Origin of the sequence: Labrys sp. LIt4, from assembly GCF_017813775.1 — a bacterium.
GTDB lineage: Bacteria > Pseudomonadota > Alphaproteobacteria > Rhizobiales > Labraceae > Labrys > Labrys okinawensis_A.
The window spans coordinates 305,090-331,210 of the sequence record NZ_JAGIPY010000005.1; the positions used below are offsets into that span (position 1 = coordinate 305,090).

General features: G+C 64.8%; 23 protein-coding genes. 9 read left to right on the forward strand and 14 right to left on the reverse strand.

Annotation, left to right across the window (positions count from 1 at the left end; genetic code table 11):
- Nucleotides 1–111 precede the first annotated feature (111 nt).
- Nucleotides 112–711, reverse strand: coding sequence for a GNAT family N-acetyltransferase (locus tag J8I29_RS12105; protein ID WP_105862423.1), 600 nt, complete (start codon nucleotides 709–711; stop codon nucleotides 112–114).
- A gap of 493 nt (nucleotides 712–1,204) precedes the next feature.
- Between J8I29_RS12105 and J8I29_RS12110 the strand changes: the two genes are divergently transcribed.
- From J8I29_RS12110 to J8I29_RS12125, 4 genes are all read left to right on the forward strand, one after another.
- A complete protein-coding gene (locus J8I29_RS12110; RefSeq protein ID WP_245196893.1) occupies nucleotides 1,205–2,527 on the forward strand; it encodes an extracellular solute-binding protein in 1,323 nt (440 codons plus the stop codon).
- A 108-nt stretch (nucleotides 2,528–2,635) separates the two neighbouring features.
- Nucleotides 2,636–3,514 carry a sugar ABC transporter permease gene (locus J8I29_RS12115; RefSeq protein ID WP_105862421.1) on the forward strand — a complete coding sequence of 293 codons (879 nt, stop codon included), beginning with the start codon at nucleotides 2,636–2,638 and terminating at the stop codon, nucleotides 3,512–3,514.
- Nucleotides 3,514–4,347 (forward strand): carbohydrate ABC transporter permease, encoded by an 834-nt coding sequence (locus tag J8I29_RS12120; protein ID WP_105862420.1) that lies wholly within the window; start codon nucleotides 3,514–3,516, stop codon nucleotides 4,345–4,347. Before J8I29_RS12115 ends, J8I29_RS12120 begins: the two co-directional genes overlap by 1 nt.
- A 103-nt stretch (nucleotides 4,348–4,450) precedes the next feature.
- On the forward strand, nucleotides 4,451–5,602 hold the full coding sequence (locus tag J8I29_RS12125; RefSeq protein ID WP_209431824.1) for a Gfo/Idh/MocA family oxidoreductase: 1,152 nt from the start codon (nucleotides 4,451–4,453) through the stop codon (nucleotides 5,600–5,602).
- Nucleotides 5,603–5,754: 152 nt separating this feature from the next.
- Here J8I29_RS12125 and J8I29_RS12130 read toward each other — a convergent pair whose 3' ends face one another.
- The 3 genes from J8I29_RS12130 to J8I29_RS12140 are packed head-to-tail and all read right to left on the reverse strand — an operon-like array spanning nucleotide 5,755 to nucleotide 7,946.
- Nucleotides 5,755–6,453, reverse strand: coding sequence for a TPM domain-containing protein (locus tag J8I29_RS12130; protein WP_209431825.1), 699 nt, complete (start codon nucleotides 6,451–6,453; stop codon nucleotides 5,755–5,757).
- A gap of 1 nt (nucleotide 6,454) precedes the next feature.
- A complete protein-coding gene (locus J8I29_RS12135) occupies nucleotides 6,455–7,330 on the reverse strand; it encodes a TPM domain-containing protein (RefSeq protein ID WP_209431826.1) in 876 nt (291 codons plus the stop codon).
- A 13-nt stretch (nucleotides 7,331–7,343) separates the two neighbouring features.
- The gene (locus J8I29_RS12140) at nucleotides 7,344–7,946 is read right to left on the reverse strand and encodes a LemA family protein (protein WP_209431827.1); all 603 of its coding nucleotides are present in this window, start codon (nucleotides 7,944–7,946) and stop codon (nucleotides 7,344–7,346) included.
- Nucleotides 7,947–8,132: 186 nt separating this feature from the next.
- Here J8I29_RS12140 and J8I29_RS12145 point away from each other — a divergent pair, with 186 nt between their 5' ends.
- The gene (locus J8I29_RS12145) at nucleotides 8,133–9,293 is read left to right on the forward strand and encodes a S8 family serine peptidase (RefSeq protein ID WP_245196894.1); all 1,161 of its coding nucleotides are present in this window, start codon (nucleotides 8,133–8,135) and stop codon (nucleotides 9,291–9,293) included.
- A 120-nt stretch (nucleotides 9,294–9,413) separates the two neighbouring features.
- Here the strand turns inward: J8I29_RS12145 and ppdK are convergent, their stop codons facing one another.
- The gene (ppdK, locus tag J8I29_RS12150) at nucleotides 9,414–12,080 is read right to left on the reverse strand and encodes a pyruvate, phosphate dikinase (RefSeq protein ID WP_209431828.1); all 2,667 of its coding nucleotides are present in this window, start codon (nucleotides 12,078–12,080) and stop codon (nucleotides 9,414–9,416) included.
- A 370-nt stretch (nucleotides 12,081–12,450) separates the two neighbouring features.
- Between ppdK and J8I29_RS12155 the strand changes: the two genes are divergently transcribed.
- Together J8I29_RS12155 and J8I29_RS12160 are read left to right on the forward strand one after the other, a co-directional pair.
- A complete protein-coding gene (locus J8I29_RS12155) occupies nucleotides 12,451–13,437 on the forward strand; it encodes an MDR family oxidoreductase (RefSeq protein ID WP_209431829.1) in 987 nt (328 codons plus the stop codon).
- Between the two features lie 380 nt (nucleotides 13,438–13,817).
- Nucleotides 13,818–14,975 carry an MFS transporter gene (locus J8I29_RS12160; protein ID WP_209431830.1) on the forward strand — a complete coding sequence of 386 codons (1,158 nt, stop codon included), beginning with the start codon at nucleotides 13,818–13,820 and terminating at the stop codon, nucleotides 14,973–14,975.
- A 42-nt stretch (nucleotides 14,976–15,017) separates the two neighbouring features.
- Here the strand turns inward: J8I29_RS12160 and J8I29_RS12165 are convergent, their stop codons facing one another.
- From J8I29_RS12165 to J8I29_RS12180, 4 genes are all read right to left on the reverse strand, one after another.
- Nucleotides 15,018–15,935: a LysR family transcriptional regulator gene (locus J8I29_RS12165; protein ID WP_209431831.1), complete on the reverse strand. Its 918-nt coding sequence runs from the start codon at nucleotides 15,933–15,935 to the stop codon at nucleotides 15,018–15,020.
- Nucleotides 15,936–16,247: 312 nt separating this feature from the next.
- Entirely contained in the window at nucleotides 16,248–18,353 is a 2,106-nt protein-coding gene (gene glyS, locus J8I29_RS12170) for a glycine--tRNA ligase subunit beta (protein WP_209431832.1), read from the reverse strand.
- A 5-nt stretch (nucleotides 18,354–18,358) separates the two neighbouring features.
- The gene (locus J8I29_RS12175) at nucleotides 18,359–18,832 is read right to left on the reverse strand and encodes a DUF559 domain-containing protein (protein WP_209431833.1); all 474 of its coding nucleotides are present in this window, start codon (nucleotides 18,830–18,832) and stop codon (nucleotides 18,359–18,361) included.
- 234 nt (nucleotides 18,833–19,066) lie between these two features.
- The gene (locus J8I29_RS12180) at nucleotides 19,067–19,966 is read right to left on the reverse strand and encodes a glycine--tRNA ligase subunit alpha (protein ID WP_209431950.1); all 900 of its coding nucleotides are present in this window, start codon (nucleotides 19,964–19,966) and stop codon (nucleotides 19,067–19,069) included.
- A gap of 344 nt (nucleotides 19,967–20,310) precedes the next feature.
- Between J8I29_RS12180 and J8I29_RS12185 the strand changes: the two genes are divergently transcribed.
- Nucleotides 20,311–20,742, forward strand: a complete 432-nt coding sequence (locus tag J8I29_RS12185; protein ID WP_209431834.1) for a hypothetical protein — start codon at nucleotides 20,311–20,313, stop codon at nucleotides 20,740–20,742.
- 101 nt (nucleotides 20,743–20,843) lie between these two features.
- Here the strand turns inward: J8I29_RS12185 and J8I29_RS12190 are convergent, their stop codons facing one another.
- Together J8I29_RS12190 and J8I29_RS12195 are read right to left on the reverse strand one after the other, a co-directional pair.
- A complete protein-coding gene (locus J8I29_RS12190) occupies nucleotides 20,844–21,017 on the reverse strand; it encodes a hypothetical protein (protein ID WP_156771628.1) in 174 nt (57 codons plus the stop codon).
- Between the two features lie 30 nt (nucleotides 21,018–21,047).
- A complete protein-coding gene (locus J8I29_RS12195) occupies nucleotides 21,048–21,914 on the reverse strand; it encodes a S49 family peptidase (RefSeq protein WP_348536009.1) in 867 nt (288 codons plus the stop codon).
- Nucleotides 21,915–22,248: 334 nt separating this feature from the next.
- Here J8I29_RS12195 and J8I29_RS12200 point away from each other — a divergent pair, with 334 nt between their 5' ends.
- Nucleotides 22,249–22,563, forward strand: coding sequence for a hypothetical protein (locus J8I29_RS12200; protein ID WP_209431836.1), 315 nt, complete (start codon nucleotides 22,249–22,251; stop codon nucleotides 22,561–22,563).
- 78 nt (nucleotides 22,564–22,641) lie between these two features.
- Here J8I29_RS12200 and J8I29_RS12205 read toward each other — a convergent pair whose 3' ends face one another.
- From J8I29_RS12205 to J8I29_RS12215, 3 genes are all read right to left on the reverse strand, one after another.
- Entirely contained in the window at nucleotides 22,642–23,586 is a 945-nt protein-coding gene (locus J8I29_RS12205) for an amino acid ABC transporter substrate-binding protein (RefSeq protein ID WP_245196895.1), read from the reverse strand.
- A 103-nt stretch (nucleotides 23,587–23,689) separates the two neighbouring features.
- Entirely contained in the window at nucleotides 23,690–24,961 is a 1,272-nt protein-coding gene (locus tag J8I29_RS12210) for a dicarboxylate/amino acid:cation symporter (protein WP_348536010.1), read from the reverse strand.
- A 381-nt stretch (nucleotides 24,962–25,342) separates the two neighbouring features.
- Nucleotides 25,343–26,104, reverse strand: a complete 762-nt coding sequence (locus tag J8I29_RS12215; RefSeq protein ID WP_209431839.1) for an SDR family oxidoreductase — start codon at nucleotides 26,102–26,104, stop codon at nucleotides 25,343–25,345.
- Nucleotides 26,105–26,121: the final 17 nt, after the last annotated feature.

Genomic DNA, 26,121 nt, shown 5'->3' on the forward strand with positions numbered 1-26,121 from the left:
ACGCCTCCCCGTTGGTAAAACGGAAGGAGCCGCATGGGAAGCCGGAAAGACGTTGCGTCAGCCCGGCATTCGAAGGGACCGGCGGGGACGGACCCGTGCGCGCCGACGCCGCTACAGCCGCATACCCATATAGATGCTCGCAGGCCGCGCGATCTCGCGGAAACCCAGCTTTTCGTAGAAGCCGAGCACCTTGGTGTTGCCGGCACTGACGCCGAGGTGCAAGCCCGGCACGCCCCCGGCACGCAGCGCCGCGAGTTCGGTTTCGACCAGGCGACGGCCCCAGCCGCTGCTTTGGAACGGCGGTAGCAGATTGATGTGGAGGTGCGCCGGATAGCCGGCGAGCATGGCCGGATCCTTCGTCTCCGGCTGGCGAATCAAGGCCAGAACCCTTTCATCACTGGCCGTGCGCGGCGCGAGGCCGGCGACGAGCCGGCGGACATCGGGCCACCATTCGCGTTCGAGCCTGGCGGCGAAGGCAGCGGTGTCGGGGGCGGCGACGACATAGCCCACGGCTCCGCCGCCGGCATCGAGCACGAAGGCGAAGTCGGGGGCGATGGCCTGATAGGGCGCCGCCCAGATGAAGCCGGGCAGGCGCGGCTCGGAATAGAGATGGCTGGCGTCGGAACCATTGTCGGCCGTGCGCAGGCAGATTTCGTAGAGGGCAGGGCGGTCGGCCTCGGTGGCGGGACGGATGACAGGATTCTCGGCCAAGGCTGCGCTCCCGTGCTGACTTCGAGGGATGGAATGGTCCAGGGTCGGATCCTCCCCACCCGGCCTTACCTAGAGCAAAAAGCGTTCAAGCGTGAACGCTTTTTGCTCTATCTCTTTGTTTCAACGCGTCTTTGCGATTCTTGGTGACGCCGTCTAATCGCAAAACGCTATAGCATTGCAGTCGCATTTCGCCAAAGAAGGCGCCGGCGATGCGGAGTGCCGGCCTCCGGTCGGCATCGTTCGTGCCGCAAAGTGCAGTGTTTCCCGGAGGGCCGATCTGGAGATCGACCCTCCGGTCCGGTGTCATTCCGCGAGTGAGGCCCAATGCGGACTGGTATTACAAATGCAGCTTGCCAAGGGGACGCTTCCCCATGATGGTAGCGCCGACGATGAGAGAGACGCTGCCGCTTCTGCTCTTCTCCGCGGCGGCGAGTATCCGGTGCAAACGCAACGCAGGGAGGAATTGCCGATGTTGCGGACGGGGACGTCGTATTTGAGAACCAGATTCGTATTGTGTCGGCTCCTGCCTTCCCTGGCACTCGCCGCCCTGTGGTGGGGAACTGCCCCCGAGAGCGCCGGGGCGCAGACGCTGACCGTCTGGGACGATCAGGCCCTGCCGTCCCAGGCCAAAGTGATTTCGGAGATCAATGCCAAGTTCGAGGCGGCCCATCCCGGCGTGAAGATCGCCCGGACGGCACGCACCTTCGAGGATCTGGGGCTGACGCTCAAGCTGACGCTCTCCTCCGGCGGAGGGCCGGCTGTCACCAAGGCCAATCAGGGCGCGCAACAGATGGGAGCCCTGGTCAAAGAGAAGCTGCTGCTGCCCCTCGACGCCTATATCAGCAAATATGGCTGGGACAAGAAGCAGTCCGACGGCGTGCTCGCCCGCGACCGCTGGTCCGACAAGGGCGAATTCGGCACGGGGCCGACCTATGGCATTTCGGCCCTCGGCGAACTGGTCGGCCTTTACTACAACGCCAAGGTGCTGAAGGAAGCCGGCATCGACAAGCCGCCGGCCACGCTGGATGAACTGGCCAAGGATGTGGAGACGCTGAAGGCCAAGGGCGTCACGCCCTTCACCCTCGGCACGACCAAGGGTGACATGGCCCTGCACATGTTTGCCTCCCTGTCGCAGGCCATGATCGGCGCCGCCGACCGCAAGAGCCTCGACGATCTCGTCTATGGCCGGGGCGGCAGCTGGAACACGCCCGGCAATGTCGCTGCCGCCAAGCAGGTTCAGGATTGGGCCAATGGCGGAGCCTTCAATGACGGTTTCCAGGGCATCGCGGATGACGATGCCGTGCAGCTCTTCGTGGGCGGCCAGGGTGCTTTTCTGATCAGCGGCACCTGGCGGCTCGGCGACATGCAGGCCAATCCCGACATCCACTTCATGGCGCTGCCGCCCGCGGCCAGCGTGAAGGATCCGCTCGTGGTCGGCGGGGTCGAGCTGGCCTGGACCATCACGGCGCTCGCCAAGGACAAGGCGACGCAGGACCTGGCCGCCGACTATATCAACTACCTTCTGTCCGACGATGCCGCGGCAGCCTGGGCGGCGGCGGGCTACCTGCCGGTGGCAGCCCTCGAAAAGCCCGACAAGGTGCAGATCCCCGCCTTGCTCGGCGAGACCATCAAGGTATGGAATACGGTCAATGCCGCCAATGCCCTCGGCCACTATCCCGATTGGGCCAGCCCCACCATGCTGAAGACCCTGACCGATGGCCTGACCCGGGTGATCGCCAAGGAAGAGACGCCGGAGGCCTTCGTCGCTGCCGTCGACAAGGATTATCAGGGCTATATGGCAAGCCTGAAGAAATAGGGACGATCCCCGGATCGGTCCCCGGAGAAGCGCGACACTCCTTCTCCCGCAGGGGAGAAGGAAGCCGCGCCCTCTTTGATCAACGCCTCAGGAAGGCCAGCCGCGCCTATGCTCGACGCCTCCAAATATCGCAACCTTCTCTACATATTGCCGTCGCTTCTGATCTATGGCGCCTTCGTGCTGGTGCCGATCCTCAGTTCCATCGTGCTTGGATTCACGGCCTGGGACGGCATCAGCGCGCCGCGCTTCGTCGGCCTGGAGAACTATGCCGCGCTGTTCTCCGATCCGGTGTTCTATGTCGCGCTCAAGAACAATCTGGTTCTGCTGATCTTCTATGTGGCGCTGCCGCTGCTGCTCGGCCTGGCGATGGCGGCCATCGTCACCTCGATCCATTCGCGCGAGCAGCTTGTCCTGCGCACCCTCTATTTCATGCCCTATGTGATGCCCACCGCCGTGCTCGGCATCATCTGGCGCTGGCTCTACAATCCCGCCTTCGGGCCGTTGAACCAGGCCCTGAAGGCGATCGGCCTGAAATCGCTCGCTCTGCCCTGGCTCGGCAGCTTCACCTTCGCCCTGCCAGCCGTCGGCCTCGTCGCCACCTGGTATTATGCCGGTTTCTGCATGGCCATCTTCATGTCCGGCCTGCAGCGCATCGAGCCCTCGCTCTACGACGCCGCCAAGGTCGACGGCGCTACGCCCCTGCAGTCCTTCCGCCATATCAGCGTGCCCTCGCTGCTGCCGGAAGTGCGCATCGTGCTGCTCTTGACCATCATATTCTCGATCAAGAATTTCGACCTCGTTTTCACCATGACGCGGGGCGCCCCCGCCAACGCGACCCTGGTGCCCAATCTCTACATGTATCAGCTCGGCTTCGATCTCGGGCGCTACGGCTATGCCTCGGCGGTTGCGGTGATCGGCGCGATCCTGATTTTCATCGTGAACGGGGCGATCCACCGTTTCATGCCGGAACGGGAGAGGGAGCACTGATGGCGGCCTCCTCGCGTACCGCGTCTGCCTTGCTGCCGCTTCGGGCCCTGTTGTGGCTGTTTGCCCTGCTGACCGTCGCGCCCTTCGCGCTCCTGGTGCTGACCTCGCTCAAGAGCCAGAAGGACGTTCTGGCCGGCGCCTTCGCGCTGCCGCAGCAGCCGCATTTCGAAAATTTCGCCCGGGCCTGGGTGGACGGGCATTTCGACACTTATTTCCTCAATTCCATCCTGGTGGTGGTGCCGGTGGTCGGCATTTCCATCGTGCTCGGCATCCTTTCGGGCTTTGCCTTCGCCTTTCTCACGCTGCCGCTCAAGCGCATGCTCTTTGCGATGCTGACGCTGGGCATGATGGTGCCGACGGAGGCTTTCATCATTCCGCTGTTCCACGAGTTCCGCTGGCTCGGTCTGCTCAACACTTATTGGGCGCTTATCCTGCCGCAGATCGGCATGTCGATCCCCTTCGCCACCCTGTTCATGGCGAGTGCCATGCGGCAATTGCCGACCGAACTCGTCGATGCCGCCGTGATCGACGGCGCCACGCGGCTGCAGGTGCTGCGCCACGTCATCCTGCCCTTGATGAAGCCGGCGATGTCGACGCTCGCGCTCTTCCTGTTCATCTGGACCTGGAACGAATTCCTGATCCCGCTGATCCTGGTTAACAACGACGAAGTGCGCACGCTGCCGATCGGCATGCTGTTCTTCCAGGGACGCTATATCGTCGACATCCCGACCCTGACGGCGGGAGCGGTGATCATCGTGGCTCCGATCATCGTGGTCTATCTGATCTTCCAGCGCAATTTCATCCAGGGCCTTACGGCGGGAGCTGTGAAATGAAACGCCTCCAGGCTGTGGGCGAACGCTCCCTGCCACCAAGGATGTGTTCAATCGTTCGCGGAAGGCCTGTAGGAATTGTCCGAACAGTCACGGAGTAGGCGGAATGAAGGTCGGCATCATCGGGCTCGGCTATCGCATGGGCTATCTTGCCCGCATCTTCAGTCTGATGGTGCCGGGCTTCACCGTGGTCGGCTATGTCGATCCCGCGCCGGCAGGCCTGGGCTATATGAAGGAGCATGGCATCGCAGCGGGCCGCGCCCATGACAGCCCTGATGCCTTGCTCGCCGCCGACACGCTCGATCTCCTGATGGTCGGCTCGCCGAATGCGATGCATCTGGACCATATCCGGGCGGGGCTCGAGCATGGCGTCAAGGTCTTCGCCGAAAAGCCCGTGGTGACCTCGCAGGAAGACACCTTCAAGCTGCTCGAACTCCTTCGCACCCACGGCACCGACAGCGTGATGGTCGGCCTGGTGCTGCGCTATGCCTCGCTCTATCGCGACCTCACGCGCATGCGCGACGAGGGCGTGCTGGGCGACATCGTCTCGATCGAGGCCTCCGAGCATCTGGCGCCCTATCACGGGGCCTTCTTCATGCGTGACTGGCGGCGCTATCAGCATTATTCCGGCGGCTTCATGCTGGAAAAATGCTGCCACGACATCGACCTCTATCAGGGTCTGGTCGGCTCGCGCCCGGTGCGGGTCGCAAGCTTCGGCGGCCGCCGTACCTTCCTGCCGGGCAATGCGCCCAGCGCCGAGGGTGTCAACGACATGGAGGTCTATCACCGCAAGCCGAGCGGTTGGCTGAGCACGGACAAGGTGTTCGATTCCGATGCAGACATCATCGATTTCCAGGTGGCGATCGTCGAATTCGAGAATGGCGTCGCCCTCAATTTCCACACCAATATCAACGTGCCCGACGAATTCCGGCGCTTCTGCGTGATCGGCTCCAAAGGCATGGCCGAAGGGGATTTCGTGCGCAATTACTTCCGGGTGCATGATGCGCGCACCTCGCAGAAGCTGATCGACAAGAGCTATGAGACGACGGAGCTCTCCGCCCATTACGGCGCCGACGAGCAGATGGCCGCCGATATCGGCAAGCACCTGATCGACGGCGCGCCGCTGCCGGTCTCGGTGGTGGACGCGCTTGCGGCTGGCCTGACCGCCATCAAGATGGACGAAGCCCGCGCCAGCCGCGCCGTGCTCGACCTCACCGACAGCTGGCGCCGCTTCGACGAGGCGCTGACGGGCGAATGATATCAGGACAGGCCTAAAGCTGATCCGTCGTTGCGAGCGCAGCGAAGCAATCCGGGGCTTGAAGGCACAAAGCTCACGGCCCCTGGATTGCTTCGCTACGCTCGCAATGACGGTGCTTGATCTGTCAAGCATCAATGCTGTTGGTATGAGCCCTACAGCTCGACCACACGGTTCGGCAGTTGGTTCCGCGGCTGGCTCTCAGGCGGAAAATGCTGGGCCAGCAGGCCCCCGCATTGGCCGATGGCGGCAACCAGGCCCTCGGCGAGGCGCCCGGCGGCGGCGGCCTTGGTGAGGCCATCGATGGTATCGTCCCAGACCTGCTGCTCGACTTTGGCGTTGATGCCTTCGTCGGCGATCAGCACAGCCTGCCGCTCGGCCATGGCGATAAAAAGGAGGAGGCCGGTGCGGTCGGCGGTCTGCTGCAATCCCTGGGCCAGGAACTGGCTGCGGGCCGCAAGCGTCACCTTGTGGCGGCGCATGGGCGGCGGGGCAAACCAGAGCCGCATGCGCTGTGGCCAGCTCAGGGCGGTCACCACCACGAAGACGGCGATCTGGATCAGGCTGAGGGTGAGCAGCCCCTTTCTGAGGGCGGACGCCATGTCGGCCTGGCTGAAATTGCCGCTGCTCCACGGCTCGCCGAACAGCGAGGCGTGCAGCAGATCCGGCGCCAGCAGGCCGATCAGCACCGGAGTGAGCAGCACGGCCACTGCGCCCAGGGTTACCGGGATCCAGCGATAGCTCGCCACGGCATGGCTGACGACGCAGTAGATCTCGCCGGACGTGCCCGCTTCCGCCGCGGTGATGGCCGCCGCGATGCGGCGATGATCGTCCTGCGTCAATACACGGGTCATCTCACCAGCTCCCGCTCGAACCGCCGCCGCCGAAGGAGCCGCCTCCGCCGGAAAAACCGCCGCCGGATGATCCTCCGCCCCAGCCCGAGCCGCCGCCCCAACCCGACGAGGTCGGGATGAAGACAGGGCCGGAGCCCCGCCGCCGGGCACCCGGCCCGCGGGGGCCGCCGCGCGAGGAATCGATCCAGCCCGAGGCAATCACGAAGATGAAGAACAGGATGAAGAAGATCACGAAGACGGTCTGAGGATCGAAGCCTTCGTCGCTGCGGGCGCCATCCTTTGCCCGCTGCTTCCATTCGCTCTCATTGTTGAGCAGCACATCCTCGATGGCGGCGACGCCGGCCTTGATGCCGGCTGGCATGTCGCCGGCCTTGAACTTGGGTAGGATCGCCTGCTGGATCACCACGCTGGAGAGCGCGTCGGTCAGCGTGCCTTCGAGCCCATAGCCGACCTCGATGCGCACCTTGCGTTCGTTGGGGGCGACGATGAGCAGCACGCCATTGTTGAGCTTGCCCTGGCCGATGCCCCAGTGACGGCCGAGCTGATAGCCGTAATCGGCGATCTCCAGGCCTTCCAGGCTCTTGAGGGTGACGACGACGAGCTGGTCGCTCGACTTGTCCTCCAGAGCCTTCAGGGACTGGTCGAGGCTGGCGCGCTCGCCGGCTGGAATGATGCCCGCCTGATCGACCACGCGGTCCGTCAGGGTGGGAAAGTTCAGGGCGAAGGCGGGAACGAGGAAGAAAAGCAGCAAGGCGAGCGCAGTGCAAAATGTTCTGCCGATCTTCAGACCGGCATTCTCTGCGGCCCGTGCCGGTCCCGCTCCATCTCTCGATGGAGCCGAGAAGACCGGCACACCGAAGAACACCTGCTTGCTCATGCCTCGCGAAGCCTCAGTTGAAGTTGACCTTCGGGGCGGCCTGGTTCTCCGGCGCGGCGCTGAAGGTCTCCATCGGCTTGGTCCCGCTGTAGAAGATCGCCTTGTAGATGCTCTGCGGGAAGGTGCGAAGGTCGGTGTTGAAGACCCGGACCGCCTCGATATAGTCCTTGCGCGCCACGGCGATGCGGTTTTCGGTGCCTTCGAGCTGCGATTGCAGCGACAGGAAGTTCTGGTTCGATTTCAGGTCAGGATAGGCTTCCCGCAGGGCGATCAGGCGGCCGAGAGCACCGGACAGGCCCTGCTGCGCTTCCTGGAATTGCTTGAACTTCTCGGGATCGGTGATCGTGCTGGCGTCGATCTTCACGCTGGTCGCCTTGGCGCGGGCCTCGACCACTTCGGTCAGCACCTTTTCTTCCTGCTTGGCATAGCCCTTCACGGTCTCGACCAGGTTCGGCACCAGATCGGCGCGGCGCTGATACTGGTTCTGGACCTCGCTCCAGGCGGCCTTGGCCTTCTCCTCGTCGGTGGGAATGGTGTTGATGCCGCCGCTGACCACCAGCCCGACCACCACTACGATAACGGCAAGGATCGCGAGAATTCGTGCCAATCCCGACATGCAAGGCCCCCTTTGTCGTGCCGGCGATCAGCCAGCCATCATGTCCTTATATCGACGCCGCCGGCGGGGGCAAAGCATCCCGCGGAACAGCCCACAGCCCCGTCGGTCGTTGTCACGGCGCGATAACGCCGATTGTCGCATGAGAGAACCGGAACGTTCGGTACGGCGACAAGGCAGGAGGAAGTCATGCGATCCTATGTCATTCTGCGTCGGCCCAAGGCGGACCAGCCCGGTCGGATGGGGCTAGAGCGGCTCCAGCCCAAGCCGCCGGAAATCACGGTCGAGACCCTGCCGGACCATGCCCTGCGCGAGTTGGAGGCTGATCCGGACATCTCCTATGCCGAGAACATGCCGACGGCGCTGATCGAGCCTCTCGACAGCCCCGCACCGGCGGTAGCCGAGGCTGGCGCCAGCTGGGGCATCGCGGCCGTCGGCGCCGATGCCAGTCCCTTTACCGGCGCCGGGGTCACGGTTGCCGTGCTCGACACCGGCATCGATGTCGCCCATCCGGCTTTTGCCGGCGTAACACTGGTCGAGAGGGACTTCACCGGCAGCGGCAATGGCGACGTCAAGGGCCATGGCACGCACTGCGCCGGCACCATTTTCGGCCGGGACGTCGGCGGCCAGCGTATCGGCATTGCGCGCGGTGTCGGCAAGGCCTTGATCGGCAAGGTGCTCGGCAATGACGGCAAGGGCGATTCCGGCATGATTTTCGAAGCCCTGCAATGGGCGCTGACAGAGAAGGCCGATATCGTCTCCATGTCGCTGGGCTTCGATTTCCCCGGTCTGGTGAAACGCCTGACCTCGGAGGGCTGGGATATCGAACCGGCCACCTCGATGGCCCTGGTGGGCTATCGCAGCAATCTGCGCATGCTCGACACCATCATGGCAATGCTCAAGGCCCATGGCGCCCTCGGCACTTCGCCGCTGGTGGTGGCGGCGGCGGGCAATGAGAGCAAACGAGCGGCGGTGACGCCGTATCGCATCGCCGCTTCCCTGCCGGCGGCAGCCGACGGCGTGATCGCGGTGGCGGCGGTGGGACGGGACGCCGACACATACAGGGTGGCGTCCTTTTCCAACATGCTGGCGGCAGTGGCGGCGCCCGGCGTCGACATCACCTCGGCCTGGCCCGGTGGCGGCCTTCATACCATCAGTGGCACCAGCATGGCCTGCCCGCATGTCTCGGGCGTGGCTGCCTTGTGGTGGCAGGCGCTGGAGCACAAAGGCATCAACGGCAGCGCCGCCAGCGTCGGCGCCCGCATTCTCGCCAGCGCCCGCCGGAACGTGTTCGCCCCGGATGTTCCAGAGGTCGATATCGGTCAGGGCATGGTCACGGCCCCGGAATGAGATGTCCGAAGCCGATTGTCATCGCCGGGCTCGACCTGGATTGCCGGGGTCAAACCCGGCAATGACAAAGGTCTTGCAAACTCGAAGACGCCTCGGTGAATTCCGAGGAAGGTCCAGGCCTTACTTCTTGGCCTCCAGGGCTGCTTGGGCGGCCGCCAGCCTGGCGATCGGCACGCGGAAGGGCGAGCAGGAGACATAGTCGAGCCCGCTGCGCTCGCAGAAGGCGATCGAAGCCGGATCGCCGCCATGCTCGCCGCAAATGCCGAGCTTGAGATTGGCGCGCTGCTTGCGGCCGCGCTCGACGCCGATCTCCACCAGCGCGCCGACGCCTTCCTGGTCGATCGAGACGAAGGGATCGGTGGCGAAGATGCCCTTCTGCACATAGGTGCCGAGGAAGGAGGCCGCGTCGTCGCGCGAGATGCCGATGGTGGTCTGCGTCAAGTCGTTGGTGCCGAAGGAGAAGAATTCGGCACTCTCGGCGATCTCGCCGGCACGGATGGCGGCGCGCGGCAGCTCGATCATGGTGCCGACCTGGTAGACCAGCTTGACGCCCTTTTCCTTTTCCACTGCCTGCGCCATGGCATCGATGCGGGCCTTGACGAGGTCGAGCTCGGTCCTCGTCGCCACCAGCGGCACCATGATTTCCGGCGTTACCGGCTGGCCGGTGGAAGCGGCCGCCTCGACGGCCGCTTCGAAGATGGCGCGCGCCTGCATCTCGGCGATCTCCGGAAAGGCGATCGCCAGCCGGCAGCCGCGGAAACCGAGCATCGGGTTGAACTCGTGCAACTCCTGGGCCCGCGACTTCAGCTTGGCGGCCGAGGCCCCCATCGCCGCCGCGACTTCGGCGATTTCCTCCTCCGAATGCGGCAGGAACTCATGCAGCGGCGGGTCAAGCAGACGGATGGTGACCGGCAGGCCCGACATGATCTCGAAGAGCTGGCGGAAATCCTCGCGCTGCATCGGCAGGAGCTTGGCGAGCGCTGCGCGCCGGCCCTTCTCGTCGTCGGCCAGAATCATTTCGCGCATGGCGACGATGCGGCCTTCGTCGAAGAACATGTGCTCGGTGCGGCACAGGCCGATACCTTCGGCCCCGAACTGGCGGGCCTGGCGGGCATCGGCCGGGGTCTCGGCATTGGTGCGCACCTTCATGCGCCTGACGCCGTCGGCCCAGGCCATCAGCTCGGCGAACTCGCCGGAAAGCTCGGGCTGCACCATGGCGATCTTGCCGGCCAGCACCTGCCCGGTCGAGCCGTCGATGGTGATGACGTCGCCTTTCTTGTAGGTCTTGCCGCCGGCCATCAGTGTGCCGCTGGCACCATCGACGCGGATGCTGCCCGCGCCGGAGACACAGGGCTTGCCCCAGCCGCGCGCCACCACGGCGGCGTGCGAGGTCATGCCGCCCAGGCGGGTGAGGATGCCGGAAGCCGCCAGCATGCCCTTGATGTCCTCGGGGCTGGTTTCCTGGCGCACCAGGATGACGGTCTTGCCGGCCGCCTTGCCGGCTTCGGCCTCCTCGGAGGTGAAGACGATCTCGCCGGAGGCCGCACCGGGGGAAGCCGGCAGGCCGCGTGCGATCTCGATGCGCTCGGCCTTGGGATCGATGGTGGGGTGGAGGAGCTGGTCGAGCGCCGCCGGATCGACGCGGCCGACGGCCTCTTCCTCGCTGATCAGGCCTTCCTTGGCCATTTCGACCGCGATGCGCAGCGAGGCCTTGGCGGTGCGCTTGCCCGAGCGCGTCTGCAGCATCCACAGCTTGTTGTCTTCGACCGTGAACTCGATGTCCTGCATGTCGCGGTAGTGCTTCTCGAGCACTTTGGTGATGCCGACGAATTCGGCGAAGGCGGCGGGCATCGCCTCCTCCATCGAGGGCTTGTTCGAGGCGCCGGCCTGGGCGGCCGCCTTGGAGATCGGCTGCGGCGTGCGGATGCCGGCCACCACGTCCTCGCCCTGGGCGTTGATCAGGAACTCCCCATAGAGCGCATGCTCGCCGGTGGAGGGATTGCGGGTGAAGGCGACGCCGGTGGCCGAGGTATCGCCGCGATTGCCGAATACCATCGCCTGCACATTGACGGCCGTGCCCCATTCGGCGGGAATGTTGTGCAGCGAGCGATAGGTGATGGCGCGCGCATTCATCCACGAAGCGAACACGGCGCCGACAGCGCCCCAGAGCTGCTCCTGCGGGTCTTCGGGGAAGGGCTTGCCGAGCTCCTCGAGCACCAGGGCCTTGTATTGGCCGACCAGCGTCTTCCAGTCGCCGGCCTGGAGATCGGTGTCGAGCACATAGCCCTTGCGCTCCTTGTAGGTGTCGAGGATCTCCTCGAAATGGCCGTGGTCGACGCCGAGCACCACATCGGAGAACATGGTGATGAAACGCCGGTAGGAATCCCAGGCAAAGCGCTCGTTGTTGGAGGCTGCCGCCACCGCGGCGACCGTGGTGTCATTGAGGCCGAGATTGAGCACCGTGTCCATCATGCCCGGCATCGAGGCGCGGGCGCCCGAGCGCACCGAGACCAGCAGCGGGTTCCTGGCATCGCCGAAGGCCTTGCCGGTGATGCGGCCGATCTCGGCCAGCGCCGCTTCGACCTGGCCCTTGAGCTCCGGCGGATAGGTCCGCTCGTTGGCATAGTAATAGGTGCAGACTTCCGTGGTGATGGTGAAGCCGGGCGGCACCGGAAGGCCCAGATTCGACATCTCCGCCAGGTTGGCGCCCTTGCCGCCCAGCAGGTTTTTCATGCCCTGTTCGCCTTCGGCCTTGCCGTCGCCGAACCCATACACCCACTTCGTCATTGCACTTCCTCAGTGATTTCGGATTGGCCGATTACGCCGGCACGTATTTGGCGCAGAGCCTTTCCACAGCCGGCCGATAAATTCAATTCTTCAAACGTCTAAATCGATAGGTTGGCCGGATAACAAAATGTGTCAGAGTGTAATAATTGCGTCTGACCCTGCTTTTGTCTGAAGAACCGACGTGTCCAGGGCCTTATATGTCGGATTAATTGGACCGAACGCTCGATATGGCTTTGTCCAGGGATCGCAGGCCGGATCGGCGTGACGGATCGCCGACCATGCGGCCATTTTTCCGCTTGCCATAACCGGCTCGGGCCTCGAAAACGCCAAGACACGATCTGGACACCAGACAGCAATTGCAGGAGCGTGCATGTCGACTTTCAAGGCTCTCGTCGTCACCAAGCCGGATACCGGCTATGCCTGCAACTTCGCCGAGTTCGACGAGCGCGATCTCATGGATGGCGACGTCACGGTCCGGGTCACCCACTCGACCGTCAACTACAAGGACGGCCTTGCCATAACCGGCAAGGGGCCGGTGGTGCGCCGTTTTCCGATGATTCCGGGCGTCGATTTCGCCGGCGAGGTGATCGCCTCCTCCTCGAAGGACTGGGATCCGGGCGACCATGTCATCCTCAATGGCTGGGGCGTGGGCGAGACCCATCTCGGCGGCTATGCCGAGCGGGCCCGCGTCAAGGGCGAATGGCTGGTGCGGGTGCCCTATGGCATGACGCATGCGCAGGCGATGGCGATCGGCACCGCCGGCTATACCGCGATGCTGAGCCTGATGGCGCTCGAGGCCCATGCCATCACGCCCGCCCGCGGGCCGGTGCTGGTGACCGGTGCCGCCGGCGGCGTGGGCTCCACGGCCGTCGCCTTGCTGGCGCGGGCCGGCTACACGGTGATCGCCTCGACAGGGCGCCCGGAAGAAGGCGATTATCTCAAGAATCTGGGCGCCTCCGAGGTGATCGATCGGGCCGAACTCACCGGCCCCGTGCGCCCTCTCGGCAAGGAGCGCTTTGCCGGCGCCGTCGATACGGTCGGTTCGCTCACTCTCGCCAATGTATTGTCGCAGATCAAATATGGCGGCGCCGTCGCCGCCTGCGGCCTGGCGGGTGGATCGGACCTGCCGTCCAGCGTGATGCCATTCATCCTGCGGGGGGTCTCATTGCTCGGCATCGATTCGGTGCAATGCCCCCAGGTCGTCCGCCAGGAGGCCTGGCGGCGCCTTGCCAACGAGCTCGACCGCGACAAGCTCGATGCCATGACGAGCTCGATCCCCTTCGACGAGGTCCGCGAAACCGCCGCCAGCATCCTGGAGGGCAAGGTGAGGGGGCGGGTCGTGGTGGAAATCGGCTGAGGGGCGGCCAAAACCCGATACGGCAGAGCTTGCCGGCCTTGTGCCATTGCCGGGCTTGACCCGGCAATCCAGCTTCGGCCGGCGCCGGTGCCTGGGTCAAGGGCGGGGCATGTGTCGGTTTGAGCACTACTGCGTCGTAAAGCGAGGTGGCCTTTCTTTACCCCCCCCCTCCAGGGGAGGGTATTAACGGCACTCGTCAACCTGAGTTCTGAGCCCCGGGATTCGCCGGCGCCGTTCCAAAATCGCCCGCTTCATGCTATCCGGAGCCCCGGAGGGATAACCGAAGCGCTGCCTCGAAACCCGACATCCTTGTCCTCGCGAGGCGGATCGTCGGCACCATCCCGATCGCGAACGCGAGGTCTCATGATCGGGAAGACCAGATGGATCGCCGCGTCCTGCTCCTCGCACTCGCCACCTTCGTCACCGGCACCGCCGAGAACATCGTCATCGGCATCCTGCCTGACATCGCCGGCGGACTCGGCGTCTCCATCGGCCTGGCCGGCCAGCTCACGGCGATCTTTTCGATCACCTTTGCGCTGGCGGCGCCGCTCGCTCTGCTGCTGACTGCGCGCTTCGAGCGTAAGGGCGCCTTCACGGCCGCTCTTGCCGCCTTCCTCCTCTGCAACCTCCTCGCCGCCGCCAGCCCCGGCTATGGCGTTTTGTTTGCCGCCCGCATCGGCATGGCGGCGGCGAGCGCCACCATCGCATTGCTGGCGACCATGCTCGCCACCGAACTCGTCGACGAGCGCATGAAAGGCCGGGCGATTGGCATGATCTTCATGGGGGTCAGCGGCTCACTGGTGCTCGGCGTGCCGATCGGCATGCTGGTCAGCTCGCTTGCAGGCTGGCGCAGCGTGTTCCTGGCGCTTGCCGCCCTGGCTGCCGGCGTCCTGATCGTCTGCCGCCTGAAGCTGCCCGACATCGGCGCCAGCCGGCAGGGCTCGCCTGATTACGGGACCCATCTGCGCTCCACTCCATTGGCGAGTGCCCAGCTCGTTTCCATCCTGATGATATCAGGCCACTTCGTCCTGTTCGGCTATCTTTCGCCTTATATTGCCGACGTCCTCGGCGTCACCGGCGCTGGAATCGTACTGGGCTTCGTCGCCTTCGGCGTCGCCGGCGTCTCGGGCGGCTATCTCGGCGGCCTCGCTGCCGACAAGGTCACGCCGCGCCGGGCGATCGTGCTGGTTCCGGCAGGCTATCTCGCGGCGCTCTTGCTGATCCCGTTCGCAGCCGGCACGAGCCTGGCGTTCTTTCCGGTGATGATGGTCTGGGCCTGCCTGAGCTGGATGATCTCGCCGGTGGTGCAGAGTTTCCTGATCGCGACGGGGCCCGATACCGCGGAGGCGGGGGTGAGCCTCAATCTGTCGGCCATGCATATCGGGGTCGGCCTCGGCACGGCCCTGGGCGGCGTCGCGGTGGAGCGGGTGCCGATCGTCTATCTGCCGGGCATCGGCGCGGGCCTGGCCGCCTTGGCCCTGGCGGCAGCGGCGCTGGCCTATCGGGGAGCGGGCAGGCGGACCGGGATGGTGGTGTAGCGGGAAACGAAAAGTGCGATGCCCGATTGGCGGAGCAGGTGCTCAGGCTTCGCCGGTTCCCTCCAGCAGGGGCCGCAGCTTCGTCAGCGCGTCCCAGCCATGGTCCATGAAGACGCGGACCTTGGCCGAGTGCTTGAGATCGGGATGGGTCAGGAGCCACAGGCCGGCGCCGACGCCCGGTAGCGGTTCGGACAGGCGCGGCAGCGGCAGGGTATCGCCGATATAGCAGGGCAGCAGGCCGACGCCGAAGCCGGCCCGCAGGGCCTCGGCGACGCCGAGAATGGTGTTGAGGCGCAACACGATGCGCTCGTTCGGCACTTCGCGTTCCACCCAACGCGCCGGCGGGATGTTGGAGAGCCCTTCGCCGGTGGCGATCCAGCGCTCGGCGAAGAGATCCGTGAGTTCGGCCCCTTTCAGGCGCTCCGGGCCGTAGATGGCCCAGGCAATGGTGCAGACCCGCCGCCCCACCAGCGTATCGGGGGGCGCCGATGTGGCACGGATCGCGATGTCGGCGTCCCGCTTGGACAGGTTCAGCGGCAGGTTGGAGACCACGACGTCGAGGCGAATGTCGGGAAAGCTGGTCAGGAAGCTGGTGAAGACCGGCATCGCCAGGTGGGCCATGATGCTGTCATTGGTGGTGACGCGCAGTTCCCCGGAGGGTTTGACGTCCCGTCCCGCCACACGGCGCTCGAAGCCGCTGATGTCCTCGGCCATGCGGCCGGCGAGCGCCACCATCTCTTCCCCCGCCGCAGTGAGGGCATAGCCGCTGCGCCCGCGCTCGAACAGGCGGGCGCCGAGCATGTCCTCGACGGCATTGATGCGGCGGAACACGGTAGAATGGTTGACCCCGAGCGCCGTTGCCGCGCCAGCGAGGGATTTGGTCTCCGCGACGGCGCGAACATAACGGTAATCATCCCAATTGGGAGATGGACGCTGTAGAGCGGAGTCAGAAACGGTCATGCAGGCGTCCCTGGCGGCAAGAAACGCGGATCCGATAAAGGCTCTCTATTCCCAGAGCAAAGCGCGTTCAAGCGTGAACGCTTATTTGCTCTAACTCATTGTTCTGACGCGTCTTTGCGATTCTTGGTGGCTCCGTCTAATCGCAAGACGCTATAGCACCGACGAGCAACGGCGCAAGATCGTCTTGTGGATGACAATCCGCCCTGGACCTAAACAAATGTTTTTCCGGGCTTTGCCAGTCAGGGCGCATTGCCCCTCGGTTCTATCCTCTGGCCGCGGGCAGAGAGGATCGAGGCGAGGGGCAGCGTGATTTCAGCCCTCGATGCGCGAGAAATCGGCCACGCTGCGGGTCGCCGTCCGGATCTCCTCGAGCAGCTTCAAGCGGTTGAGGCGCAGGGCGGCATCCTCGGCATTGACGAGGATCTTGTCGAAGAAGGCGTCGACGGGCCGGCGCAGTTGCGCGAGGGCCGTCATGGCGCCTTCATAATCCTCGGAGTCGATGGCGCTGGTGGCTGCCTGCCTCGCCGTCTGCAGAGCCGCCTGCAGGCCCTTCTCCTCCGGCTCGGTGAGAAGAGAGGCGTCTGCGCCGCCGGCATAGGCCCCGGCGCCGTCCTTCTTCTCCTCGATGCGCAGGATATTGGCGGCGCGCTTGGCCCCGGCCAGCAGGGCCTTGCCGTCCTCGCTGCCGAGGAAGCGGCCGAGCGCCTCGACGCGGCGGACGATGAGCAGGAGATCGTCCTGCCCGCCAAGGCCGAAGACGGCGTCGACAAGATCGTGCCGGGCGCCCTGTTCGCGCAGCTGCACCTTCAGGCGGTCGGCGAAGAAGGCGAGGAGGTCGTCGGCGATGTCGTTGCTCTTGGCAAAGGGAGCCTTGGCGATGACAGCCAGCAGGGGAAGGCGCAGCCTGTTGTCGAGTACCAGGCGGATGACGCCGAGAGCGGCCCGTCGAAGGGCATAGGGATCCTTGCTGCCGGTCGGCTTCTCGTCGATGGTCCAGAAGCCGATCAGCGTGTCGAGCTTGTCGGCGAGCGCCACGGCGACCGCGACAGGATCGGTCGGCGCGCCATCGCCGGCACCCTTGGGCCGGTAATGATCCTCCAGCGCGGCGGCGATGGCGGCGTCCTCACCCTGGGCCGTGGCGTAATAGCGGCCCATCAGCCCCTGCAATTCGGGGAATTCGCCGACCATTTCGGTGGCGAGGTCAGCCTTGGCGAGCCTGGCCGCCCGCTCGGCCTTGGCCGGGTCGGCACCCACGGCGGGGGCCAGCGCCCTGGCGAGAGAGGCGATGCGTTCGATGCGCTGGCCCTGCGTGCCGAGCTTCTCGTGGAACACCACGTTCGAAGCGACGATCTTGGCGAGACGCTGGTCGAGCGGTTTGCCTTCATCTTCGTAGCCGGGCAGGGGCTTCTGGTCGGTTTCCCAGAAGAACTTGGCATCGGACAGACGGGCGCGGATGACGCGCTCATTGCCGGCGACGATGGCCGCTCCGCCATCGCTCGCCTCGATATTGGCGATCAGGATGAAGCGGTTGGCAAGGCGCCCGGTCTTGGGATCGCGCACCACGAAGCACTTCTGGTTGGCGCGGATGGTAGCCTGGATCGCTTCGTCCGGCACCGAGAGGAAGCTTTCCTCGAAGGAGCCCATCAGCACCACCGGCCATTCCACCAGGCCGGCGGCCTCGTGCAGCACGGCATCGTCCTCGACCAGTTCCAGCCCTTGGGCGAAAGCGAGGTTGCGGGCATCGGTGAGGATGATGTCGCGCCGGCGGGCCGGATCGAGCACCACCTTGGCCGCTTCCAGCTTGGCGACATAATCCTCGAAGCGCCTCACCTGGATGGTACCGGGCGCCAGGAAGCGATGGCCCTTGGTGGTATCGCCGACGGCGACGCCCTCGATCTCGAAGCGCACCACCTCCGGGTCCTCGGTCTCGGGACCGAAGGTGCAGAGGATCGAATGCAGCGGGCGCACCCAGCGCAGGCTTCCCGACCCCCAGCGCATGGATTTGGGCCAGGGGAAAGTGCGGATGACCTCGGGCACGATCTCGGCGATGAGGTCGGGCACGGCCCGTCCGGCCTTTTCCACCACCGCGACGTAGAACTCGCCCTTCTTCGGGTCGCTTTCGATGCGCGCCTGATCGAGCGAGGCGAGGCCGGCCGCCTTCAGGAAGCCCTGGATCGCGCCGTCGGGGGCGCCGACACGGGGGCCCTTGCGCTCCTCGCGCGTGTCGGGCTGGCGGATCGGCAGGCCGTGTACCGTCAGGGCCAGACGACGCGGCGTGGCATAGGCCGAGGCGCCCTCATAGACAACGCCACGCTCGACGAGCGCATCCGTCACCATTTTCTTGAGGTCGTCGGCCGCCTTGGCCTGCATGCGGGCGGGGATTTCCTCGGAGAAGAGTTCGAGCAGGAGGTCGGGCATGGGAGTTAACGTTCTTCGTGTTCGTCAAAAGGCGGAATTGGGAGTTGCGCGGAGACCAACGGACCTTGCTCCATTCCGTGCAGGCGCCTGCGCTCGAAGCGGGTCGGAGCTGTGTTCAGGTCTCCGTAAAGCGTCGCGTAGATAGTGTCGAGCACGCCTTCCAGATTTGAACGCAGCTCGTGGTTCCAGAAGCGAATGACACGATAACCTTGGCTTTCCAAAAAGGCAGTGCGGCGGGTGTCGTGCGGGCGGTTTTGGTCGAAGCCGTGCTGTTCTCCGTCGAGTTCGATAATCAGGCCAGCCTTGTGGCTGGCGAAGTCAACGACATAGCGGTCGATCGGAGCCTGTCGGCGGAAATGGGTGCCGTAGATCGGTATCCGTTCCAGATGATGCCAGAGGATCCGTTCGGGATCAGTGGCCTGCTCACGCAGGCGTCTGGCATTGGCAAGCCGAAAGCGGTCGAGCGAACGTGCCTTCATGGGAAGTACCAGTCCAGAGGACACCGCGACCCTACCCTCCCCTCGATGGGGAGGGTCGACGCAAGGCGTCGGGGTGGGGTGATGGAACTCGCCATGCGCTTGCTCTGCCTGCCTTTTCCAGTCCGTCATTGATAGCGTGGTGTGACCCACCCCACCCCACCCCACCCCACCCCGGCCCTTCGGGCCGACCCTCCCCATCGAGGGGAGGGTAGGGCGAGGCGCTGCACGACCGCGCTAGGCCCCGCCCGCCTCGGTCCTGACCCAGGCCTCGCCGCAGGCCTTGGCGAGTTCGCGCACGCGCAGGATGTAGCTCTGGCGCTCGGTCACCGAGATGGCCCCGCGCGCGTCGAGCAGATTGAAGCGGTGGCTCGCCTTGATGCACTGGTCATAGGCGGGCAGGGCGAGCAGATGCCGGTTGCCCTTGTCGCCGGCGGCCAGCAGGGCCTTGCACTCCCTTTCGGCATCGGCGAAATGCTGCTTGAGCATCTCGATGTCGGCATGCTCGAAATTATGGCGTGAATATTCCTGCTCGGCCTGCAGGAAGACATCGCCATAGGTCACCTTCTCGGCGCCTTCCCGGCCGTTATAGTTGAGGTCGTAGACGTTCTCGACGCCCTGGACATACATGGCCAGGCGTTCGAGGCCATAGGTCAGTTCACCGGAGACGGGATTGCATTCCTGGCCGGCGACCTGCTGGAAATAGGTGAACTGCGAGACCTCCATGCCGTCGCACCAGCACTCCCAGCCCAGGCCCCAGGCGCCGAGCGTGGGGCTCTCCCAGTCGTCCTCGACGAAGCGGACGTCATGGACCAGGGGATCGAGCCCGATGGCGGCCAGCGAGCCGAGATAAAGGTCCTGCAGTTCCGGCGGCGAAGGCTTCAGGATGACCTGGAACTGGTAATAATGCTGCAGACGGTTGGGGTTCTCGCCATAGCGCCCGTCCTTGGGCCGACGCGAAGGCTGCACATAGGCGGCATTCCAGGCCTTGGGGCCGAGCGAGCGCAAGGTCGTGGCGGGGTGGAAGGTACCGGCGCCCACTTCCATGTCGTAGGGCTGCAGCACGACACAGCCGCGATCGGCCCAATAGCGCTGAAGGGTCAGGATCAGGCCCTGGAAGGAGCGTTCAGGGCGCATATGGTCGGGGGTGGCGTCGGCCATGACGGTTCTCGAACTAGCGCGTTTTCCCATAGAACCGGCGGGCTTCGCCGATTGGGAAAACACATCAAAACAAGGAGTTCGGAAAAATTACGGTTCAAGCAATCCGCACTATTTCCGGCTGATCCGTGCCGGAGAACCTGTTTCCCCCGGTACAGACTAGCGCCCGACCCTTAGAGCAAGATCGACACTGGGGAAACCTGTTTGTGCGCCGCGCGAGCTTGTGCCTGTCCGCACAGATGCCGGCAAGCTCTCATGAGACAAGGGATGCAACGGGACACCACAACCGATCCCGTCCAAACCAAAGCTCAGGAGAGTAAACTATGTCCAGGCAATCCCTTCTTCGTACCGGTCTCGTCGCAGCCCTGATCATGGGCTCGCTGGCCGGCTCCATCTCCACCTCCTTCGCCGCGAGCACCGGCCCGGGTTCCGCCAGCAGCGGCGGTAACGGCGGTGGTGGCGGCGGCAACCGCGGCTCCGGCCCGTCCAATCCGGGCGGTGGCGGTGGGGGCGGCGGCGGTGGCGGCATGTCCGACGAGGCCCGCGTGATCATCACCAACCCGCCGCCTTGCCGCACCCATGCCTGCAATCCGCCGCGGCCCCGCCCGGCCCCGGTGCCCGTCCAGCTCAAATTCGTCGATCAGCAGCGCTGCACCAATGTCTGGCGCCAGGTCGTGCTGGATGACGGCTCCGTGATCGAGGATCGCAGCGCGCCGATGCGCAAGCATTGCCGGATCATCCGCAGCTTCAACTGATCCACGCCCCGCCAAAAAAGAGAAGCAGGTTCGCGAGAACCTGCTTCTTTGCATTTGGCGGATCTGCTGAAGGCCCGGCGACCGGGGCGGCCGCTTCAAGCCTATTCGGGGCGATAGACGCCGCTGCGCGGATCGCGCCGCAGATTGATGGCTTCCTGCCGAACGGGCTGAGGCTTGTAGAGCTCGTTGTTCACTCGCTCCCATTCGCGCTTGACCAGACGCGCGAGAACCACGGTCCCGACAAGGCTGGCGACGGCTAGAACGACAGGATGCATGGCAGGCCCTCTTCATTCATCATGTCGTAACTATAAACCGAAACGGGCTCGAATTGCACGCCCTTCGAGTGCGGCAAGAACGCCTTCGGTCATCTGCTCGCTTTCGGCCGCCGACAAACGGGCCCCGAGGCCCAGGCGCCGGCCGAGCAGGCCGCGCGGTTCGACGATGGTCTTGAAGCGCACTTTCTCGCCGAAACGCTCGCGCATGGTGGACCTGACGTCGCCGACGGCATCTGCAAGGCCGAGCTCGATCGCCCGGGGCGCCAGCCAGAATTCGCCCGAGAACAACAATTCCTCCTCACCCTTGAGCTTGCCGGCACGCCGCTCTTTGACCAAGGCGATGAACATGTCGTGGATTTCGCGCTGCAGGGCGGCGAGGCGCTCGACATCCTCCGGCTTTTCGGGGCGGAAGGGGTCGAGCAGCGTCTTGGAGCGCCCGGCGGTATAGACCCGGCGTTCCACCCCGATCTTCTCGATCAGCTTGTCGAAACCGAAGGAGGCAGAGACGACGCCGATCGAGCCCAGGATCGAGGCGGGGTCGGCGATGATCTCGTCGGCGGCGCAGGCGATCATGTAGCCGCCGGACGCGGCGACATCCTCGACGAAGGCGAAAACCGGCAGCTTCTTTTCGGCGGCGAGGGCACGGATGCGCCGCATGATCAGATGCGACTGCGCCGGCGAGCCGCCGGGCGAATTGATCACCAGGGCGACGGCCTTGGCGCCTTTCAGCGCGAAGGCGCTTTCGATCTGCTTGTCGAGCTTGGTCATGTTCAGGCTGCTCGAAAAGCGCGAGCCGGTGCCGATGGTGCCCGAAAGCGGGAGCACGGCGACCAGGGGTGCCGGGTGACGCCATTTCTCGGGCAGCAACTGCCGGATCCGCCCGAGACTTCGCTTCACTGGATTGTCCGATTGCGGGATGTCAGATGTGGTCAACGCGGCTTCGCCTCTTCCTGTGCAGCAGGGACGGCAGTCCTCACGAGAAGGTGATGAACGGCCTTTGCCGCATATAGGCATGAAATCCCGGCGGTACGATAGGTTGCCGGGCGGCTGAATGCAGGATGAACGGGTCGATCAAGTGGCGTTCAGCCGATGATGGGATAGTGACGGCGGAAGGGGCGAATGATAGTCGCCGCTCCCCGGAACCTTTCCGGTTCCGGCGGTTAGTAACATAGTAAGCTGGCCCATCGGGGCTGGGTCGCGCTTTCGCCGATCTGAATCGCAGGAGGAACGAATGTTTCGCAAACTCGCTCTGGTTGCCGCTCTGGCCTTCGGCATGGGGGGCGCTGCACTGACCGCGCAGTCGGCCCAGGCCGCCGTGGTCCATCCCGCAGCCAATGCCGGTGTGATCCAGGCCATCGAACAATCGGCTCCGGCATCGAATGCCGCGCAGAAGGTCTATCACCGCGGCCGCCCGCATTATGGCCGCCCGCATTATTACCGTCCGCACTGGCGTCCGCGTCCGGCACGTTACTGCCGCTGGCAGCGTGTGCGCGTCCACACCTATTACGGTTGGCGCTGGGTGAACCGCCGCGTGTGCTGGCGCTGATGACCATCGTCACCATGGCCCGATGATCGCCACCCCCGAACCGAGTTCGGGGGTGTTTCTTTCGGTGGGCCGGGTTGATCAGAAGGCATCGATGCCGAGTGCCCGCCAGGCCTCTGTCAACTGCAGGGATATCGGCAGGTTGAGATTGTCGCCGCCGGGCGTGGCCTGCAGGAACCACCGGCGATAGGTCCGCACCAGCTTGCCCTGCTCGGCCATGGCGGCGAAGGCGCGCTTGACGGCTTCGGTCATCAACGGATCGTCCTTGCGGAACATGATGCCATAGGCGTCATAGGTGATGAAATCGCCGACCACGGCCAGGGTCTTCTGGGCATGGTTGCGGGCGATGAAGCCGTAAAGCAGCACGTCGTCGGTGGCGAAGGCATCGGCCTTGCCCGCTGTCAGCATGTCGTAGGATTGCTGGTGGTCGGGGGCGGAGGCGATGATCATGCCCAGGTGATATTTGTCGTTGAGCTGCTTCAACGCCGCTTCATTGGTGGTGCCGGCCGTCACCACCAGGGTCTTGCCCTGCAGGTCCTTGTAGGAGCGGATGCCGGAGCCACGCTTGACCAGCAATTTGGTGCCCGCGACATAAGTGACCGGCGAGAAGGAAACCTGCTTCTCGCGCTCACGGTTGGCGGTGGTCGAGCCGCATTCGAGGTCGACTTCGCCCGCCGTCACCGCCGCGATGCGGGTATCGGAGGTGACGAGCTTGTAGTCGATGCGCACCGGCTTGCCGTGCAGTTCGCGCGAGATTTCCTCGACCACGCCCTTGCACAATTCGATGGCGTAACCCTGCGGTTCGGCCTGTTCGGGGCGCTTGTAGGAGAAGGGGAAGGAGGCATCGCGATAGCCGATGGTGACGGCACCGGCCTGGTTCGCCTTCAGCAGCGTGCCGGAGAGTTCCAGCGGAAAATACTCCTGCTTCGGCGCTGCCGTCAGATCCTGCCCGATCATGTCCTCGGCCTTGGCGGGGGCGGTTGCCGCCAGAATGACGATGGCCGCCAGCGCGACGAGCTTATGCAAGACTCTCTCCTGAAAAATCCGGACGGTGCAGGGGGGTGGCGCCGCCATGCGAAAATGCTCGACGAAGGCCGGCGGCGGCACGAGCCGTGCCGCCGCCGATGTCTCAGGCGGGCGCCGCCGCGGGCGCTCCCTCGGGAGCGTTGATATCGTCCTTTTCAGGGCCGAGGCCGCCCTCGAACTTGGCGACCGCCGAGGCTGCCAGCGAATTGCCGATCACATTGGTGGCGCTGCGGCCCATGTCGAGGAACTGGTCGATGCCGATGATCAGGTAGAGACCGGCATCCGGGATGTTGAACTGATGCAACGTTGCCAGGATGACCACCAGCGAGGCTTTCGGCACGCCGGCCACGCCCTTGGAGGTCAGCATCAGCGTCCCGGCGATGGCGAGCTGGGTGCCAAGCGACAATTCCATGCCATAGGCCTGGGCGACGAAGAGCGTCGCGAAGGTCGTATAGGCCATGGTGCCGTCGAGGTTGAAGGAATAGCCGAGCGGCAGCACGAAACTGGCGATGCGCTTGGGGACGCCGAACCTCTCGAGCTGGTCGAGGATCTTGGGATAGGCGGCTTCCGAACTCGCGGTCGAAAAGGCGAGCAGGAAGGGTTCGCGCATGCGCCGGATCAGATTGCCCATGCGGGCGCCGAGCAGGAAATAGCCGATGGCGATCAGGATCGCCCACAGGATCAGCAGCGTCAGATAGAAGCCGCCGAGGAACTTGACGAAGTTCAGGAGCACGCCCGGGCCGGAGGTGGTGATGACGGAGGCCACGGCGGCGCAGACGGCCAGGGGCGCCAGCGTCATCACATAGCCGGTGATGGTCAGCATCATATGGGCGACGTCGTCAGCCAGGTGGACGAGGGGCTTGCCACGCTCGCCCAGCGCCATGCAGGCGACGCCCGCAAACAGCGAGAACACCACGATCTGCAGGATCTCACCCTCGGCCATGGCCTTGAAGATCGAGGTGGGAACCAGATGCTCGATGAAATTCTTGAAGCTGAACGAGGCCGTCTGGATGTTGGCGGTGTTGCCGCTCTGATCGGCGATGACGATGCCGTGCCCGGGCTGGACCAGATTGGCCATCACCAGGCCGAGCAGCAGCGACACGATCGAGGCGGAGACGAACCAGGCCATGGTCTTGGCGCCGACCCGTCCCAGCGTCGCCGCATCACCCATATGGCCGATGCCGACGATCAGGGTGGACAGCACCAGCGGGCCGATGATCATCTTGATCAATTTCAGGAAGATCGTGCTTACCAGCGACATGTACTCGGCGATGGTCGCTGCCGTCTTCTTGTCAGGAAAGGAATAGAAGCAAGCGATGCCGATGGCGATGCCCAGTACCAGGCCCGTCATCACGTAGATGAAGTTCTTATTCAAGCCGACCCCCCTCATTTGACCTAACGGTTGCATCCGACGAGATGCAGATAAGCGAGATTCCCCCTGAGCAAATCATCAGACAAACGGTGCCGAGAAGAGCGTCTGCCAGAAATTTGCAACAGATTTGTCATGTTATTGACATAGTTGCACTCCAGCCGGCGGCGCGAGTCAAGCCTTTTCAAAGCGCTTTCGTAGATGACGACCGCTGTTGTTTTGATGAATATTGACGGGCCGTTTCGCTTGAAAAACGGCAGGGGTTCGTTTGGTCAACGGGTGCGACCATGATACCGCGCGAATGGCGATGGCCCGCAAGGCGCGTCGAAGCCGCCCGGAACCCCGGGGGGCGAGCGCGAGCGGGTGGTGGCGCGAAATGCCGGTGGCTCAGCCGATGCTTTCGCCGCCGTCGACGACCAGGGCCTGGCCGGTCATGAAGGAGGAGCGGTCCGAGACCAGGAAGAGGATGGCTTCGGCGATCTCTTCCGCCGAGGCCCAGCGGCCCATCGGGATCTTCTCGCGCACATAGGCCTCGATGGCGGCGCGGCCGCCCATCTGGCCGATGAAGGGCTTGTTGAAGGGCGTGTCGACCCAGCCCGGGCAGAGGGCATTCACCCGCACCTTGTGCCGGGCATAGTCGAGCGCCATCTGGCGCGTCATCGCCACCACTGCATGCTTGGACGTGGCATAGGCGATCATCTCCCGGTCGTAGAACACGCCGGAGTTGGAGGCGGTGTTGAGGATGACGCCGCCGCCGGCCGCGATCATCGCAGGCATGGCCAGGCGTGCCGCATGGAAATGAGCGCGCACATTGACGCGCCAGGAGGCGTCGAGCCCCTCGAGGCTGACATCGGTGAGCGGGCCGCCGACCTGGATGCCGGCATGGTTGTGCAGGATGTCGAGGCGGCCGTGGCGCGCGAGCGTACCGTGGATCAGCCGCTCCACGGCGGCATCGTCGGCCACGTCGGTGGCGACCGCTTCGGCGCGCCCGCCCTCCGCCCGGATCAGGCCGGCGGTCGCCTCGCTGGCGTCGGCGTCGCGGTCGGCGATGACGACCACGGCACCCTCGCGCGCCATTGCGAGCGCGCCCGCCCGGCCGATGCCGGAGCCGGAACCGGTAACGATGGCGATGCGGTTTTTGAGAATCATGGTCGGTTACTCGCGAC

Excerpts from the sequence above, each read along its gene's own strand:
- ppdK (WP_209431828.1), bottom strand. The coding sequence starts at position 12,080 with ATGACGAAGTGGGTGTATGGGTTCGGCGACGGCAAGGCCGAAGGCGAA.
- J8I29_RS12135 (WP_209431826.1), bottom strand. The coding sequence starts at position 7,330 with ATGAGCAAGCAGGTGTTCTTCGGTGTGCCGGTCTTCTCGGCTCCATCG.
- J8I29_RS12125 (WP_209431824.1), top strand. The coding sequence starts at position 4,451 with ATGAAGGTCGGCATCATCGGGCTCGGCTATCGCATGGGCTATCTTGCC.
- J8I29_RS12130 (WP_209431825.1), bottom strand. The coding sequence starts at position 6,453 with ATGACCCGTGTATTGACGCAGGACGATCATCGCCGCATCGCGGCGGCC.
- J8I29_RS12200 (WP_209431836.1), top strand. The coding sequence starts at position 22,249 with ATGTTTCGCAAACTCGCTCTGGTTGCCGCTCTGGCCTTCGGCATGGGG.
- J8I29_RS12155 (WP_209431829.1), top strand. The coding sequence starts at position 12,451 with ATGTCGACTTTCAAGGCTCTCGTCGTCACCAAGCCGGATACCGGCTAT.
- J8I29_RS12185 (WP_209431834.1), top strand. The coding sequence starts at position 20,311 with ATGTCCAGGCAATCCCTTCTTCGTACCGGTCTCGTCGCAGCCCTGATC.
- glyS (WP_209431832.1), bottom strand. The coding sequence starts at position 18,353 with ATGCCCGACCTCCTGCTCGAACTCTTCTCCGAGGAAATCCCCGCCCGC.
- J8I29_RS12140 (WP_209431827.1), bottom strand. The coding sequence starts at position 7,946 with ATGTCGGGATTGGCACGAATTCTCGCGATCCTTGCCGTTATCGTAGTG.
- J8I29_RS12175 (WP_209431833.1), bottom strand. The coding sequence starts at position 18,832 with ATGAAGGCACGTTCGCTCGACCGCTTTCGGCTTGCCAATGCCAGACGC.
- J8I29_RS12180 (WP_209431950.1), bottom strand. The coding sequence starts at position 19,966 with ATGCGCCCTGAACGCTCCTTCCAGGGCCTGATCCTGACCCTTCAGCGC.
- J8I29_RS12215 (WP_209431839.1), bottom strand. The coding sequence starts at position 26,104 with ATGATTCTCAAAAACCGCATCGCCATCGTTACCGGTTCCGGCTCCGGC.
- J8I29_RS12190 (WP_156771628.1), bottom strand. The coding sequence starts at position 21,017 with ATGCATCCTGTCGTTCTAGCCGTCGCCAGCCTTGTCGGGACCGTGGTT.
- J8I29_RS12145 (WP_245196894.1), top strand. The coding sequence starts at position 8,133 with ATGCGATCCTATGTCATTCTGCGTCGGCCCAAGGCGGACCAGCCCGGT.
- J8I29_RS12160 (WP_209431830.1), top strand. The coding sequence starts at position 13,818 with ATGGATCGCCGCGTCCTGCTCCTCGCACTCGCCACCTTCGTCACCGGC.
- J8I29_RS12165 (WP_209431831.1), bottom strand. The coding sequence starts at position 15,935 with ATGACCGTTTCTGACTCCGCTCTACAGCGTCCATCTCCCAATTGGGAT.
- J8I29_RS12120 (WP_105862420.1), top strand. The coding sequence starts at position 3,514 with ATGGCGGCCTCCTCGCGTACCGCGTCTGCCTTGCTGCCGCTTCGGGCC.
- J8I29_RS12115 (WP_105862421.1), top strand. The coding sequence starts at position 2,636 with ATGCTCGACGCCTCCAAATATCGCAACCTTCTCTACATATTGCCGTCG.